Consider the following 13,921-nt stretch of genomic DNA (forward strand, 5'->3'; position numbering starts at 1 on the left):
TTTTAATGTATTTTGAACAACTACCAATATTTATATCCAAAATCGATCTTGGTAGTTTTCAGAAGCCATAGCTTCACACGTTAGAGGCTTGATGGCAATACGGAATCACGCTGGGCTTTCCGAAACTCTTTATCTATAACAGTGATGAATTCTTTCTGGTTTATTATGACTAGGCGTCTCTCCCTAGCTGCTCTCCGAGCAATGCGACGTAGGGATGATTGCATGAGCTTGTGTTTAGGGACCTGCCTTACTTAGAGACTGAAAGTCCATGATTTCGCTAGACGTAGAGAGAGTAGTCTTACAGTTAGCCGGTAGTAATATTGCGTCGCCTGACTGCGCTCTGCTAGATGATGATCGAGAAACCACTCGACGTGCTTTCTCTGCCAACCCCAAGGCGTTTTTCGCTGCCAGCGGTCTGCAATTTCAGCCTGAATGATTCTCGCCTGCCGCACATAGCGTTGCCGGGTTGCATACGACCCGGTCAGAACGCCAGCCAAGAACAGCTCCATATCGAATGGCTGACTCATGACGGCCCTCCAATGTAGGCAGCGAGCACGTCGATCCGGCCGTGCCCAAGCTCGTAACTGATTCGCCTCCGGGCCTCGCGATCAAGGTTCCTATTTACCTGGCAACATTTGCCACCATTAATTGGCGCGGGGTGTTGGGTGATCTGCTCGTAGCACTCACATGCGTATGCCGCTCGTAACTCATGGAAGCCTTTCAGATTGTGTGCATGCAGGATGTCCCGCGCGGGGCGAATGACTTCTTGCAGAACATTCAGATAGCTTTCGTGTAGCGCAATCAGGTTGCGGCTATCTGCAGGTGACGCTTGCCGTGCGAATCCAAGCGCACCTCGAATATGGTCGTCCACCGCAATCCAACGTGGCGCTGAAGCTCCGGCACGGCCGCCTTTGGTGCCATCCTGAATGTTAATCCTGCCTAGCTCTTTAGCCTCACGGCTCAGCCGTGGCAGGTCAGCTAGGATGGCCTCACGCAAACGCATGCCGGTGGCTCGCGCTAGCAGAACGATCGCGGCGGCGCGTTGCTGATGTTGGCGGCAAAGTGCATCGACGATCTGCGTAACCTGCTTGCGGTCCTGGCCCTGTGGCACAGACTGTCGAACCCCGGTGCGCTGCATTCCCAACGCCTTGCTCGGACTTGGCACCTTCACGCACTGATCACCGCGAAGCGCCGCCATGGTCCTGTTAACGCTGGATAGCCGGTTTTGTGCGGTGCTGACGGCGAGGTCACTGTGCCGAACCAGTTCGCGCAGACACGCCGCGTAGTCCGCCAACACTTTGCGATCAATCTGCCGCGCATCATTGATACCGGGCCCCTGCTCGGAGCGGCACCACTTCACAAATGCCTGCCACCGATCACTGTGTGCCTTCACCGTGCCGTAGTGACCGCCGCCGAACATGTCTTTCAGCGCCTGCGGTCCTGCGTAGCTCAACTGCCTGCCGTAGCCGAAATTTCGGCCATCGCGTCGACCCACCAATGCCATCTCAATCACCTCATCTGCCGTTCTCCGATCCTCGCCCCACGTCATCCCGCCAAGAATGCTGAGTGTTATCAGGGATCAAGGCCCCTGCGACCTGTGGGGAATGTCCTCTACGCGGGACCAGCGGCTCCTTACAACCGGGAGCAAGGGCATCTCATGATCTGGCCTCCTTAACACCGTTACCGGTGGGCGGGTGGAGGTAGTGCTGGCTGACGAAACCAGCGCCTGAAGATCCTGAGCCGGGTGAACGCAGCAATGCGATGACCGGGGCATGCCTGACTGTCAGTCAGGTGCAGTCCATTCCTTGGTCTGCGGCACCATCATCTACATGGCTGTTGCTGGTGACATCGGCGTTTGTCACGAGGGGAATTGCCGCAAAGCCGTGTGCGATCAGGGCTGCAGCAGTGGTAGAAGTGCCCGTCTCTTTCCAGAAGAAAGAGACGGGCACAGGTTGGCGCAGTAGTCGGCCAAGCGGATAGGTTGCTGCAGGGCAGCGAGGTACGGTGTATCTGGCGCACGAGCGCTATGTGTGTAAGAGCATCCATCACATGGGTAGTGACCGGGCGAGCTGCCGGATGCGAATCGCCCTTGGGGAGAACCACCGCCAGAGCGGCGTGACCTTTAAGGTTCGGGTCACCTGGGGTGCTGTCATCGACAGCGTTTGCAACTCCCGGTCTACGCCTGTGGACAATGTTCGTCAAGCAAAGCGATTTCAGGGATTTAGCGCCTGTGGATAAAACTGTCCCCCGGTGGACATCTGTGGTTTTCCACAGACGCAACCTGTGCCAGCAGTTTTTTTCTTAGGTATGGTCCTTTCAAACGGGGCGGCTTTGCAGCCCCGTTTGAAAGGACCCGCGCGGAGGAGCTTCATGGGGTGCTGTGGGTAACTTCACAGCGAGTTTGAGGTGGTGGTGCGGCGGGCTACTCGGTCCTCTTGGCACTGCGCAGGCGCGTGACGTTCTCTCCCGTCTGCTTGGCAAACTCGTGCGGCGTCACATGTTCCTCGCGGTTCGCCTCCAGAAACCGGCTCCACCAGGTCATGATCATCCGGCGCTCTTCGAGGAACTCGGCCTTGTGGGTGTAAGCGGCCCGTACGTTGTTGCGTTCCTTGTGACTCATCTGCCGCTCGATTGCCGTCTCCGACCACAGCCCGGACTCGACCAGCGCACTGCACGCCATGGCTCGGAACCCGTGGCCGCAGATATCCACCTTGGTGTCATAGCCCATCGTCCTCAGCGCGGCGTTCACCGTGTTCTCGGACATCGGCTTCCACGGTTTGGCATCCCCCGCAAACACCAGGTCGAACTTGCCGGTGATCGCGTGGATCTGCTCAAGCAAGGCCACTACCTGCGGCGATAAGGGTACAACGTGAATGTCCCCGGCCATCTTCGTGCCCCTTGTGGAAAAGGGCACGCCGTCCAGCGCCGGGCGGGTATCGGGGATCTCCCAGATTCCGCGCTTGAGGTCGAACTCGTTCCAACGGGCGAAGCGCAGTTCACTGGAGCGCACGAACACGTGCAGCGATAGCATTACCGTGAGGCGCGTGAGCGGGCGACCTTTGTAGCCGTCGATACGCGCCTGTAGCTCAGGCAACCGCGATAAGGGTAGTGCGGGTCGATGTGTAACCCGTGGCGTTTTGATCGAGCCATCGAGATCGTGAGCCGGGTTCGCCGTGATCAGTCGCAGCCGTTTGGCTTCGCGCATGATGCTTTGCAGGTAGTTCTTGATTCTGAGCGCCACGTCGATGGTGCCGCGCTTCGTCACAGCCTCCAGTGGCTGCATGAGGTCGTGGGTGTCCAACTCAACGATTGCCCTGGCACCTAACAAAGGGAATACGTGAGTCTTCAACCGGCTGAGCACAGTCTTAGCGTGGCCCGGCGCCCACTTCGGCACCATCCCGGCATACCAATCGAGCGCAACGCTTTCGAAGGTTCGGCCATTGATCACGGCTTGCACCTTGGCCTGCTGCTTGGACTGGATAGGGTCAATGCCGTTGGCGAGCTGCTGTTTGAGCTCGAAGCGCTTGTGGCGAGCGTCAGCCAGCCCGACCACCGGGTAATTGCCGAGTGAGGTCAGGCCCTCGCGACCATCGGGCTTCACGTACCTGAGCCGCCAGCCTTTGCGACCGTTGGGCTTCACGAGCAGGTAAAGGCCATCGCCGTCAAAAAGCTTGTACTCACGTTCGCGAGCCTTTGCAGTGCGGCAGGCGTTGTCGGTAAGGGGAGCCGTTGTGCGAGCCATAAGGGTACTTTCCAATGTCGAATTGGTAGGTATCCTTAAAAGTACCCTTATTAGCGCTGGCTACCCTCGGAATCCGACGGAACGCCAAAACGAAAAAAACCGCCAGAAGGCGGGTTTTTCGGGGGTTCCAGAGACTTTGAAAGCTTTCTATGGAACCTTGAATGGTGCCGGCACCAGGAATCGAACCCGGGACCTACTGATTACAAGTCAGTTGCTCTACCATCTGAGCTATACCGGCACAGGGGCGTCATTATAGCGATGGATTTGCCGCTGTAAACCACTTCGTTGCATCCATCGCACATTCCCCTAAGTCACCGCGCACAAAGGAGAAATTTCCTACCAGCCGCGGTGGATCGAGTTGACGCTCGGCTCGGGCTGGCCTGGGTTGAAGAACAGCTTGCCGTTGTCGCAGCCGCGCTTGCGGCAGGTGCCGTCGGCGTTGTGCAGGGGCAGGCCGCGGTCGCCGCCCAGTTGCATGCCGGGCATGTTCCAGTTCAGCGGGGCGGGCTTGCTCGATGGCGTGCCGCTGGCGCAGCCGGTCATGGCCAGGGCGAGGGTCAGCAGGGCGAAAGGCTTGGTGTGTTTCACGATGTTCGAGTCCGTTCCGGGATCAGTCTTTGTTCAGGATGCGCTGGATGGTGCCGCCGCAGGCCATGTAGCAGGAATCGTAGTCATTGCCGCAACTGTAGCTGCTCCCCGTGTAGGAGGGGTAGCTCGGGTAGTAGCAACTGTGACGCGCTTCCTTCTTGCTCTTGCCGTTCTGGCAGTACTGGTAGGCCCTCATCTCGGCCTGGTGCAGCGCACGTTCGCTGTTCTCCTGCAGGCGCGCCATCTGCTGGCAGTGGTTGCGCTGCATCGAACAGCTGTTGATGCAATTCATGCCATGCGCGCTGGGCGGTGGCGAGTATCTATAGGTGTAGCTCGGGCCGCAGCCGGCCAGGGCCAAGGCCAGGCAGGCCAGCACGAGGGCGGCCAAACTGTTGTGGAAAAGTGCCATGGGTGTTGCAGTCCTTGATCATTCGTCGCTGAACTCCAGCAGATCGCCGGGCTGGCAGTTCAGGGCGCGACACAGCTTCTCCAGGGTCTCGATCTTGAAACCCTTGATCTTGCCGTTCTTCAGCAGCGACAGGTTCGCTTCCGTGATACCGATGATTTCCGCCAGGTCCTTGGAACGCATCTTGTTCCGGGCCATGACGACGTCGAGGCGGATGATTATCGGCATAGGAAGCAGTCAGACATAACAGTTGTGTTCATCGCTGATGGTCTTGGCGTCACGCATGAGCAGCGAGAAGGCACACAGCAGGATGCCTTTCATGATCTCGTAGACAGCCTGCGATGATACACCGATCGAGAAGCTGAAGCTCCTTTCGCCGGCCGGCAGGTCGATGGCCAGGGCCAGGCCTTGCAAGGTGTAGGTCACCGGCCACAGCAACGGGGTGAAGATGCACAGCAGGCCGACCCACCACAGCAGCTTGATGTTGTCCGAGGTCCAGGTCTGGCCACGGGAGAGTCGGTGGAAGAACAGGCCGGTCAGGCTGAGGGCGATGACGGAAATCATTGTCGGGATCATGTCCACGGCCAGTACCAGGCCGATGGCCAGGGGAGATGCCATGTAGCCGGGTTCCAGCAGCAGGGGCATCTGGTCGCCATAGGCCTGCAGGTAGCCGTTGAGCATTTCAGGGAAGTCGAAGATGCAGAGCAACGGGATGGCCGCCAACTCGACGATTGCGGTCGTCCAGGCCAGGTAGGCGGCAAATGTGCCGATGGTGCGTAGGCGCGAACGCGCATAGGCCACGGATCTACTGTTCATGGGGTGCCTCCGTACAGTGATGAACGAGGCGATTATTCTTGAATAATTATCGTAAAACAATAATTAATTTTGTGATTTGGCCTGTGGCGACGCTTTGTCGCAGGACGAGGGAGTAGGCATGGCACCGGCCTTGCCGGTGATCGCGGGGCCAGCCCGCTTCCACGCTGAGGAAGCTTGCGTACGCTATAGAGCAGTCGCAGGGTCATCCCTATAGGAACGACTGTGGGGAATATAATTTACGAAGCTTTCAGCAGGCTTTAAGGGGATAAATCTGGAAGCGCGCAATTTTTCGCGAGAAACATTTAGTCTCAGCCTATCGTTTTGACTTAATCGATCACCTCAGTTAATCTTGTGTTCATTATGTTGAACAGTAAAGCTTTCAAGCTCCTCTCTTCCTCCCGCCTGGTTTCCCGTGAGCGTCACTGGACCGGCGACCTCTAGCGCCACCCTCCCTCTACAGCCATAAACGTCTCTGTCTGGTGCCGATGCCTGTGCGCTCGGCTGCTGTCGCCCATGGGAGGGCATCATGCGTTCCTGGATCTACCTGATCGTCGCCATCACCTTCGAGGTGATCGGCACGGCGTCGATGAAACTCGCCGCCACTCATTTCCCCGTGCTGGGGCATGCCGTCATGTACGTCATGATCTGTCTGTCGTATTTCTTCCTGGCCCTGGCGGTCAAGCGCGTACCGGTGGGTGTCGCCTACGCGCTGTGGGAAGGGTTCGGTATCGTGCTGATCACCTTGATCAGCGTGCTCTGGCTCGGCGAAAGCCTGGGCTGGACCAAGGCCCTGGGCTTGGCGGTGATGATCGCCGGCATCCTGCTGGTCAAGGCCGGCACCCGGGCCAAGGCCGTCGAACGTGAAGGGGAGACCGTGCCATGCTGATTCCATTTGCCTGGTTGGGCCTGGCCATCGTGCTGGAAGTCCTGGCTAACCTGCTGCTCAAGTATTCCGAGGGTTTTAGCCGCAAGGGCCTGGGCGTGGCCTCGATCCTGTGCGTGCTGGCGGCGTTTACCGCGCTGGCCCAGGCGGTCAAGGACATCGATCTGTCGCTGGCCTATGCCATCTGGGGTGGCTTCGGCATCCTTGCCACCGTGGCCATGGGTTGGGCCCTGTTCGGTCAGCGACTGGCCGGGCGCGGCTGGCTCGGCCTGGTGCTGCTGCTGGTAGGCATGAGCTTGCTCAAACTGGCTTGACAACACCCCTGCCAAAGCGCTTGGCCGAATGGTTTATGCACAATGGGCATTGGCCGCTTGCGCGAAAGGCATGCCGGCCGGCGCTACCATCGGTCTTTGCGCAAAGGCTTGTATTTATTGGCTTTGACGCCAGCCGTGGAATAAGCAAAGCAGCGCAAATAGCCTTCGGATCCAAGATTGGGTGATTTTCATCACAAGCTTGTTCACAGAGTTATCCACAGGCTGTCAACCGCGCTGCGGCGCTGTGTCGCGTTCTCCAAGCAGCAGCAGGTTGCGGGGGGTCAGCGGGTAATCGCAGAACACCCCGACACGCACCGCATAGCCCTGCTCCTGAAGGAACAGGGCGCGGTCGAGCACCAGCCACATTTCCAGGGGGCGGCGGAAGAGATTGCGAACCAGCTCGAGGTTGCGTACTTCGGCCAGGCGTCGCTGGCCGGCGGCTTCCAGGGCGGCCCAGTCGGGGCTGCCCTGGATCGTGACCTGCTTGAGTTCGGCCAGGTCGCGGCAGTACTGCTCGAAGGGCTTTGCCAGCCAGCTGACCGGCAGCGATGGCGTGGGCAGGTAGTCGTCGATGCCACGTTGCTGGCGCTGCAAGAGGTCGAAGCCCAGGCGGCGGGCCATTGAGGTGTCGCGCTGGCGCCGGGTGCGCAGGCTGGAGGTGACCGCCTCGCTCAACGGCAGGCCCAGGTCTCCCTGGGTCAACGCCAGCGCTGAAGCCCGGGCGGCGCTGGAGAGCGGCTGATAGGCCTTGCCCTGGATGCGGTTGTAGCAACAGGGCGCAACGGCGATCTGCCGGCAACCCTGCTGGCTTGCCAGCTGCATGAGCCGAACATGCAGGTCGCCGCAGGCGTGCAGGGCGACCGCGCTCTTGTCACCGTCCAGGTGGAGGGCGCTGTCGGCGGCCATGACGTCCTGGTGCACGTGGGTGGCGGGTAGCTGGTGGTGCTCGCTAAGGGCCTTGCCGGCGCCGACCAGTTCGGCGTCGTACTCCAGGCAGGTCAATTGCTGGCCGGGCTGCAACAGGCGCCGACCCAGATGGCCTTTGCCGGAGCACCAGTCGAGCCAGTGCCGGGCGGGTTGGCTGAACGCCAGGCGACGGCTGAAGGCCTCGATCTGTTGCCACTTGCGGCCGGGGACACCGACATCGAGGCGGTGGCCGGCGGGATGCAGACCGGCATCGGGCAGTTCGCCGACAGCGGACAGCTGCGCGGCTTCGCCGGCCAATTGTGGGAAGGGGGCTGGGGCCTCAGGTGTATCGTCGGGGGATTCGGCTTGCTCGAGCGTGCGTTGGCGCAGCCAATGGGACAGTTCCGGGTGTTCGTCTTCCCACGCCAGGCGCAGGTGGGTGAACGGGCGTGGGTGCCACAGGGGCTGGTGCTGTGTGAGGAAGCGGTCGAGGGCCTGGAAGCGCTCGAAGAGCTGGTCGGTTTGCAGGATGGGGGGTGTGGTCATTCGAGCACCGGGGCACTAGCGAGAGGGGCTGCTGCGCAGCCCATCGCGGCACAAGGCCGCTCCTACAGAGAAGGGGCCGCGTGCGGCCCCGGGTTCAACGCCCCTGGCAGGCATCCACGCGCAGCCAGCGCTCCAGTACCTTGAAGCCTTGCACCAGCACGAACGAGATCACCAGGTAGAACACCCCGGCGGCAAAGAAGATCTCCACCGGCAGGTAGGTCCGGGCAATGATGGTCCGCGCCATGCCGGTCAGCTCCAGCAGCGTCACGGTGCTGGCCAGGGCGCTGGCCTTGAGCATCAGGATCACTTCGTTGCTGTAGGCCGGCAGGCCGATGCGCGTGGCGCGCGGCAGCATGATGTAGAACAGCGTCTTGCCCCGCGACATGCCCAGTGCCCGGGCCGCCTCGATCTCGCCCTTGGGGATCGCCTGCAGGGCGCCGCGCAGGATCTCGGCGATATAGGCGGCGGTGTGCAGGGTCATGGTCAGCACCGTGCACCAGAACGGATCGCGCAGGTACGGCCACAGCGAACTGTTGCGCACCGCGTCGAACTGGGCCAGGCCGTAGTAGACCAGGAACAGCTGAACCAGCAGCGGCGTGCCGCGGAAGAAGAAGATGTAGCCGTAGGGCAGGGCGCGCACGTACCAGTGCCGCGAAGAGCGCGCCACCCCCAGCGGAATGGCCAGGATCAGGCCGGCGATGACGGCGATGGCCACCAGCTCCAGGGTCAGGGTCGCGCCCTGGGCCAGGCGTGGCAGCCACTTGATGATGACTTCCCAGTTCATTTACTCGGCCCTCATGAAGCCGCGAGCGGCGCGCTTTTCCAGGAAGTGCATGCCCGTCATGGCAATGACGGTGAGGCCCAGGTAGATGCAGGCGGCAACGGAGTAGAACGTGAATGCCTTATTGGTCGCGTTTACACCTATCTGCGCGTGGCGCATGATTTCTTCCAACCCGATCACCGAGACCAGCGCGGTGTCCTTCATCAGAATCATGAATAGGTTGCCCAGGCCAGGCAGGGCGATGCGCCACATCTGCGGCAGGATGATCCGCGACAGGATGCGACCCTTCGACAGGCCCAGGGCTATGCCGGCTTCACGATGCCCCTTGGGGATGGCCAGGATGGCACCGCGGAACACTTCCGTCGCATAGGCGCCGAAGCACAGGCCGAGCGCAATCACGCCCGCAGCAAATGCGCTGAGTTCCAGGCCTGGAATGCCCAGGGCATCGCCGATACGGTTCATCATGGTGACCGTACCGAGATAGATGAGCAGCACCCAAAGCAGCTCGGGTACGCCGCGCACCAATGTGGAATACGTGCCGCCAAGCCATTGCAGTGGTTTGACTTGCGAGGTCTTGGCCAGTGCGCCGAGCAGGCCCAGGGCCAGCCCCAGCAGCAAGGCGCAGAGCGCCAGTTTTACGGTCATCACAGTGCCGGCGATCAGGGCCGGACCGAATCCGTGCAGGTCGATTATCATGGGTAGGTTTGTTCAAGGGACAGGCACCGCATCAGCGGTGCCTGTCGGGGCGAATCAAGAGGTGCGAGTCAGTAAATGCTGAACGGGAAATACTTGTCGTTGATCTTTTTGTAGGTCCCGTCGGCAATGATTTCCTTCAGTGCGGCATTGAGCCTTTTACGCAGCGCGTCGTCACCTTTGCGCACGGCGATGCCGACCTTGTCATCCTCGTTGACCGGCTCACCCTTGAACTCGTAGTTCTTGCCGGCTTCGGATTTCAGCCAATCGTAGTTGGCGTACTTGTCGGCGAGGATGGCATCGAGGCGGCCGGAGGTCAGGTCGAGGTAAGCATTTTGCTGGCCGTCGTAGAGGTTGACCTTGAACTCATTGTCCATGCCGCCGTTGTCGTCCAGCCAGGTCGCAGCCTGTGTGGCGCGCTGGGTGCCGATGGTCTTGCCCTTGAGCGAAGCGCGGTCGGTCTTGAAGTCGACGTTCTTCGGCGCGATGAACTGCTGCTTGTTCGAGTAGTAGTAGTCGGTGAAGTCAACGGCCTGCTTGCGCTCGTCGGTGATCGACAGCGAGGAGATCAGGAAGTCGAACTTCTTGGCGTTCAACGCCGGGATGATGCCGTCCCAGTCGGAGGTGACCACTTCGCACTCGACCTTCATCTTGGCGCAAAGGGCGTCGCCGATGTCCTTGTCGAAGCCGACGACCTGGCCGCTGGCATCCTTGTTGTTGAACGGTGGGTAGGCGGCTTCGATACCCATGCGCAGTTTCTCGGCGGCCATGGCGTTGGCCGACATCACCAGCGTGGCAGCAGCTGCCAGGAGGAACTTCTTGTAGGTCTGCATGTAGTGCTCCGTTAGCGGTGGCTGGACATGAATTGCTTGCAACGCGCCGAGGTCGGGTTCTCGAAGACCTGCTGCGGCGATCCTTGCTCTTCGACCAGGCCCTGGTGCAGGAAGACCACTTCACTGGACACCTGGCGGGCAAAGTTCATCTCGTGCGTCACCAGCAGCATGGTACGGCCTTCTTCGGCCAATGCGCGGATGACGTTAAGCACTTCCTGGACCATTTCCGGATCGAGCGCCGAGGTCGGCTCGTCGAACAGGATGACCTTGGGCTTCATGGCCAGGGTACGGGCGATGGCGGCACGCTGTTGCTGGCCACCGGAAAGCTGGGCGGGGTAGCTGTGGCGTTTGTCGAAGATGCCGACCTTGTTCAGCAGCGCCTCGGCGTGCTCGGTGGCCTCGGCCTTGCTCTGGCCGAGCACGCGGCGCGGCGCCTCGATGATGTTGTCGAGGATCGACATGTGCGGCCACAGGTTGAAATTCTGGAAGACAAAGCCGATCTCGCTGCGCAGGCGGTTGATCTGGCGGTTGTCGGCGGCGATCAGGTCGCCGTTTTTCTGCGCCTTGAGCTTGAGGGTCTCGCCGGCGACGATGATTTCGCCCTGATGCGGGTTCTCCAGCAGGTTGATGCAGCGCAGCAGGGTGGACTTGCCAGAGCCGGACGAGCCGAGGATGGAGATCACGTCACCGTCGCGCGCGGTCAGCGAAATGCCCTTGAGAATTTCCTGCTCGCCATAGCGTTTGTGCAGGTTGCGGATTTCCAGCGCGGGCGTGGCCTGGGCCATGTGCGGTCCTCATGTGTTCGGGTGCGTTCCCAGCTGTTGGCGGCCTTCCTGGCGAGCGCCACGCTAGCATAGCGGCGCAATGGCGGCCAACCGGGTCGCGGGGAGCTCGGGTCGCTGGTGGGACAGTTTGTCGCATCGCTGCAGTGGACTGTCGCCAGGATATCCGCAATGGCGTTTTGCCCAGCACCGGAGCTTTGATGAAAAAAGGCGCGATGGTGCCAGCTTTGTTCCGGTCTGGGAAGCCGTTTTTGGCCGGGTGGCACTGTGTCGCGGGTTATGCGAGTGCGCGGTTGCGCCTTGAGGTTGCGCTTTGCCCTGCCCTGAATTTGTGCCCAGGTGTTACCGAGGGGCACCTTTGGTGCGTTTGTAAGTGGGTATTTCAGTAATCCCAACTTGGCATGGGGATTTGACGACCTTTCGGTCAAAGCTTGGCACAATGCCCTGCAAGCCGCGTCGTTATTGGTTACAGAAACATTTCAGACGAAAGCCATTCTCAGCTGGCCCGCTTATTGCCATCTCGAAACCACTGAATGCAGCGACGCCCACTCACACCTCGGCGCGCTGGCCAGTCATTCGTGTAGTCCACCTCCTTACAAAGGTAGTTTTATGAGCGGTAACAATTCCAATGACCTCGCTCAGGGGCTCAAGCAACGGCATGTGACCATGCTGTCGATTGCCGGCGTGATCGGCGCCGGCCTGTTCGTCGGCTCCGGCCATGCCATCGCTGCCGCCGGCCCTGCCGTGCTGCTGGCCTACGCCGCCGCCGGTACCCTGGTGGTGCTGGTGATGCGCATGCTCGGCGAAATGGCGGTCGCCTCGCCTGACACCGGTTCCTTCTCCACCTACGCCGACCGCGCCATTGGGCGCTGGGCCGGTTTCACCATCGGTTGGCTGTACTGGTGGTTCTGGGTCCTGGTGATCCCGCTGGAGGCCAACGCCGCCGCCGCCATCCTGCATGCCTGGTTCCCGTCGGTGGACCTGTGGGCCTTCTCCCTGATCATCACCCTGGCGCTGACCGTCACCAACCTGTTCAGCGTGAAGAACTACGGTGAGTTCGAGTTCTGGTTCGCCCTGCTCAAGGTGCTGGCGATCATCGGCTTCATCGTCGTCGGTTGCGCGGCCATGTTCGGCATGGTGCCGAGCAGCCAGGTCAGCGGCATCAGCCACTTGTTCGATACCCAGGGCTTCATGCCCAACGGCCTGGGCGCGGTGCTGGCCGCGATGCTCACCACCATGTTCTCGTTCATGGGTACCGAGATCGTCACCATCGCCGCTGCCGAGTCGAAAGACCCGGGCCGCCAGATCAGCAAGGCCACCAACTCGGTGATCTGGCGTATCTGCCTGTTCTACCTGGTGTCGATCTTCCTGGTAGTGGCCATGGTGCCGTGGAACGATCCGACCCTGGCCGAAAAAGGCTCCTACCAGACCGTCCTCAGCCTGATCGGCGTGCCGAATGCCAAGCTGATCGTCGACATCGTCGTGCTGATCGCCGTGACCAGCTGCCTGAACTCGGCGCTGTACACCTCCTCGCGCATGCTGTTCTCCCTGAGCAAGCGTGGCGACGCTCCGGCCATCGCCCAGCGCACCACCAAGGCGGGCACCCCGCACTGGGCCGTGCTGCTCTCCACTGCCGCTGCCTTCCTGTGCGTGTTCGCCAACTTCCTGGCCCCGGCCGCAGTGTTCGAGTTCCTGCTGGCCAGCTCCGGCGCCATCGCCCTGCTGGTGTACCTGGTGATCGCCGTGTCGCAACTGCGCATGCGTGCCCAGCGTGAGGCGAAGGGCGAGAAGATCTCGTTCAAGATGTGGATGTTCCCGGGCCTGACCTGGGCGACCATCGCTTTCATCATTGCCATTCTGGTGGTGATGGGCCTGCGTGAAGACCACCGTGCCGAGATCATCGCCACGGCCATCCTGAGCATTGGTGTGGTGGCGGCTGGCCTGCTGGTGCACCGCAAGCGTGGCGCTGCTGCGCGGGTGGCGCTGGATAGCTGATCCGCATGTGAAACGAAAAGGCCGCGCCCTGTGAGGGGCGCGGCCTTTTTGTTTGACTTGTGCGGGTGGCGGGAGCGACTCAGCCGAACTGTTTCTGCTGTTGCTGCTGCCTGGCCACGACTTCCGAGGCAGTGACATAGGCATCCTGGAACTCGTCGCTCTCCAGCCAGGCCATGGTTGCATCCTCGTCGGCGCCGTCGAGCCATTTTCGGTAAGCGGTGAACACCAGGACGATGTAGTCGGTGGCGTGTTCTTCCTTGTGGCCCTTGAGCACCAGCGCCAGCAGCGGGTCGACCAGGAATACCGAGATCATCGGCACCAGGCCGTTTTCCTGGGCTTCCTTCATCTTTTCGAACAGGCTGTTGTAGCTGCCCGACTCCATGGCCTTGTTGAACACCTGCTCGACGCTGGCGCTGTCGCCGGCGCTGGCCTTGACCGCCTGGCCGCTGCGTACCATGCGGTTTTGCTTGGCCTTGGTGGCGGCGCGTTTGGCGCGTTTCTGTTGTTTGGTGTTGGTGGCCATGGGGGTTGGTCCTTGGGGTGTCTGGTAAAGGCGCGTATTGAAGCGTAGTTGCCAGGGAAACCCAAGCTTTGCGACAGAGGGGCCGCTGTGCGGCCCTTTCGCCGGCAAGCCGG

16 protein-coding genes and 1 tRNA gene are annotated in these 13,921 nt (G+C 60.9%); 3 read left to right on the forward strand and 14 right to left on the reverse strand.

The window, feature by feature from the left end; all coding sequences use genetic code 11:
* Window positions 1–251: 251 nt before the first annotated feature.
* The 8 genes from HU751_RS16830 to HU751_RS16865 all read right to left on the reverse strand — a co-directional run bounded on the left by HU751_RS16830 (window position 252) and on the right by HU751_RS16865 (window position 5,552).
* A complete protein-coding gene (locus HU751_RS16830; protein WP_186731775.1) occupies window positions 252–527 on the reverse strand; it encodes a hypothetical protein in 276 nt (91 codons plus the stop codon).
* The gene (locus HU751_RS16835; protein WP_186731774.1) at window positions 524–1,504 is read right to left on the reverse strand and encodes an integrase domain-containing protein; all 981 of its coding nucleotides are present in this window, start codon (window positions 1,502–1,504) and stop codon (window positions 524–526) included. Before HU751_RS16835 ends, HU751_RS16830 begins: the two co-directional genes overlap by 4 nt.
* 918 nt (window positions 1,505–2,422) lie before the next feature.
* Window positions 2,423–3,742, reverse strand: coding sequence for a tyrosine-type recombinase/integrase (locus HU751_RS16840; protein ID WP_186731773.1), 1,320 nt, complete (start codon window positions 3,740–3,742; stop codon window positions 2,423–2,425).
* Between the two features lie 162 nt (window positions 3,743–3,904).
* A tRNA-Thr gene (locus tag HU751_RS16845) sits at window positions 3,905–3,980 on the reverse strand.
* A 98-nt stretch (window positions 3,981–4,078) separates the two neighbouring features.
* Entirely contained in the window at window positions 4,079–4,330 is a 252-nt protein-coding gene (locus HU751_RS16850) for a hypothetical protein (RefSeq protein ID WP_432214411.1), read from the reverse strand.
* A 22-nt stretch (window positions 4,331–4,352) separates the two neighbouring features.
* A complete protein-coding gene (locus HU751_RS16855) occupies window positions 4,353–4,739 on the reverse strand; it encodes an Aq_678 family protein (protein ID WP_186731772.1) in 387 nt (128 codons plus the stop codon).
* An 18-nt stretch (window positions 4,740–4,757) separates the two neighbouring features.
* The gene (locus HU751_RS16860; RefSeq protein ID WP_023629980.1) at window positions 4,758–4,964 is read right to left on the reverse strand and encodes a helix-turn-helix domain-containing protein; all 207 of its coding nucleotides are present in this window, start codon (window positions 4,962–4,964) and stop codon (window positions 4,758–4,760) included.
* Between the two features lie 9 nt (window positions 4,965–4,973).
* The gene (locus tag HU751_RS16865) at window positions 4,974–5,552 is read right to left on the reverse strand and encodes a hypothetical protein (protein ID WP_186731771.1); all 579 of its coding nucleotides are present in this window, start codon (window positions 5,550–5,552) and stop codon (window positions 4,974–4,976) included.
* A gap of 526 nt (window positions 5,553–6,078) precedes the next feature.
* On the opposite strand from HU751_RS16865, the gene HU751_RS16870 reads away from it, so the two are divergent.
* Window positions 6,079–6,438, forward strand: a complete 360-nt coding sequence (locus tag HU751_RS16870) for an SMR family transporter (RefSeq protein WP_186731770.1) — start codon at window positions 6,079–6,081, stop codon at window positions 6,436–6,438.
* Complete coding sequence (mdtI, locus tag HU751_RS16875; RefSeq protein ID WP_186731769.1) at window positions 6,432–6,749, forward strand: multidrug/spermidine efflux SMR transporter subunit MdtI; 318 nt, start codon at window positions 6,432–6,434, stop codon at window positions 6,747–6,749. The genes HU751_RS16870 and mdtI overlap by 7 nt, the downstream gene beginning before the upstream one ends.
* A 225-nt stretch (window positions 6,750–6,974) precedes the next feature.
* On the opposite strand, the gene HU751_RS16880 is transcribed toward mdtI, so the two are convergent.
* The 5 genes from HU751_RS16880 to HU751_RS16900 form a co-directional block, all read right to left on the reverse strand.
* A complete protein-coding gene (locus tag HU751_RS16880; protein ID WP_186731768.1) occupies window positions 6,975–8,201 on the reverse strand; it encodes a methyltransferase in 1,227 nt (408 codons plus the stop codon).
* A gap of 94 nt (window positions 8,202–8,295) precedes the next feature.
* Entirely contained in the window at window positions 8,296–8,985 is a 690-nt protein-coding gene (locus HU751_RS16885; RefSeq protein WP_186731767.1) for an ABC transporter permease, read from the reverse strand.
* The gene (locus HU751_RS16890) at window positions 8,986–9,678 is read right to left on the reverse strand and encodes an ABC transporter permease (RefSeq protein ID WP_186731766.1); all 693 of its coding nucleotides are present in this window, start codon (window positions 9,676–9,678) and stop codon (window positions 8,986–8,988) included.
* A 68-nt stretch (window positions 9,679–9,746) separates the two neighbouring features.
* Complete coding sequence (locus tag HU751_RS16895) at window positions 9,747–10,508, reverse strand: ABC transporter substrate-binding protein (RefSeq protein WP_186731765.1); 762 nt, start codon at window positions 10,506–10,508, stop codon at window positions 9,747–9,749.
* Window positions 10,509–10,519: 11 nt separating this feature from the next.
* Window positions 10,520–11,293 carry an ABC transporter ATP-binding protein gene (locus tag HU751_RS16900; protein ID WP_050703399.1) on the reverse strand — a complete coding sequence of 258 codons (774 nt, stop codon included), beginning with the start codon at window positions 11,291–11,293 and terminating at the stop codon, window positions 10,520–10,522.
* Between the two features lie 606 nt (window positions 11,294–11,899).
* Between HU751_RS16900 and gabP the strand changes: the two genes are divergently transcribed.
* Complete coding sequence (gene gabP, locus HU751_RS16905) at window positions 11,900–13,285, forward strand: GABA permease (RefSeq protein WP_186731764.1); 1,386 nt, start codon at window positions 11,900–11,902, stop codon at window positions 13,283–13,285.
* Window positions 13,286–13,364: 79 nt separating this feature from the next.
* Here the strand turns inward: gabP and HU751_RS16910 are convergent, their stop codons facing one another.
* The gene (locus HU751_RS16910; RefSeq protein WP_050703401.1) at window positions 13,365–13,808 is read right to left on the reverse strand and encodes a hypothetical protein; all 444 of its coding nucleotides are present in this window, start codon (window positions 13,806–13,808) and stop codon (window positions 13,365–13,367) included.
* Between the last annotated feature and the right edge of the window lie 113 nt (window positions 13,809–13,921).

The organism is Pseudomonas peradeniyensis (genome assembly GCF_014268935.2).
Lineage (GTDB): Bacteria > Pseudomonadota > Gammaproteobacteria > Pseudomonadales > Pseudomonadaceae > Aquipseudomonas > Aquipseudomonas peradeniyensis.

Coding starts and splice junctions, on each gene's coding strand:
- HU751_RS16830 (WP_186731775.1), bottom strand. CDS start 527: ATGAGTCAGCCATTCGATATGGAGCTGTTCTTGGCTGGCGTTCTGACC.
- HU751_RS16835 (WP_186731774.1), bottom strand. CDS start 1,504: ATGGCATTGGTGGGTCGACGCGATGGCCGAAATTTCGGCTACGGCAGG.
- HU751_RS16840 (WP_186731773.1), bottom strand. CDS start 3,742: ATGGCTCGCACAACGGCTCCCCTTACCGACAACGCCTGCCGCACTGCA.
- HU751_RS16855 (WP_186731772.1), bottom strand. CDS start 4,739: ATGGCACTTTTCCACAACAGTTTGGCCGCCCTCGTGCTGGCCTGCCTG.
- HU751_RS16860 (WP_023629980.1), bottom strand. CDS start 4,964: ATGCCGATAATCATCCGCCTCGACGTCGTCATGGCCCGGAACAAGATG.
- HU751_RS16865 (WP_186731771.1), bottom strand. CDS start 5,552: ATGAACAGTAGATCCGTGGCCTATGCGCGTTCGCGCCTACGCACCATC.
- HU751_RS16870 (WP_186731770.1), top strand. CDS start 6,079: ATGCGTTCCTGGATCTACCTGATCGTCGCCATCACCTTCGAGGTGATC.
- mdtI (WP_186731769.1), top strand. CDS start 6,432: ATGCTGATTCCATTTGCCTGGTTGGGCCTGGCCATCGTGCTGGAAGTC.
- HU751_RS16880 (WP_186731768.1), bottom strand. CDS start 8,201: ATGACCACACCCCCCATCCTGCAAACCGACCAGCTCTTCGAGCGCTTC.
- HU751_RS16885 (WP_186731767.1), bottom strand. CDS start 8,985: ATGAACTGGGAAGTCATCATCAAGTGGCTGCCACGCCTGGCCCAGGGC.
- HU751_RS16890 (WP_186731766.1), bottom strand. CDS start 9,678: ATGATAATCGACCTGCACGGATTCGGTCCGGCCCTGATCGCCGGCACT.
- HU751_RS16895 (WP_186731765.1), bottom strand. CDS start 10,508: ATGCAGACCTACAAGAAGTTCCTCCTGGCAGCTGCTGCCACGCTGGTG.
- HU751_RS16900 (WP_050703399.1), bottom strand. CDS start 11,293: ATGGCCCAGGCCACGCCCGCGCTGGAAATCCGCAACCTGCACAAACGC.
- gabP (WP_186731764.1), top strand. CDS start 11,900: ATGAGCGGTAACAATTCCAATGACCTCGCTCAGGGGCTCAAGCAACGG.
- HU751_RS16910 (WP_050703401.1), bottom strand. CDS start 13,808: ATGGCCACCAACACCAAACAACAGAAACGCGCCAAACGCGCCGCCACC.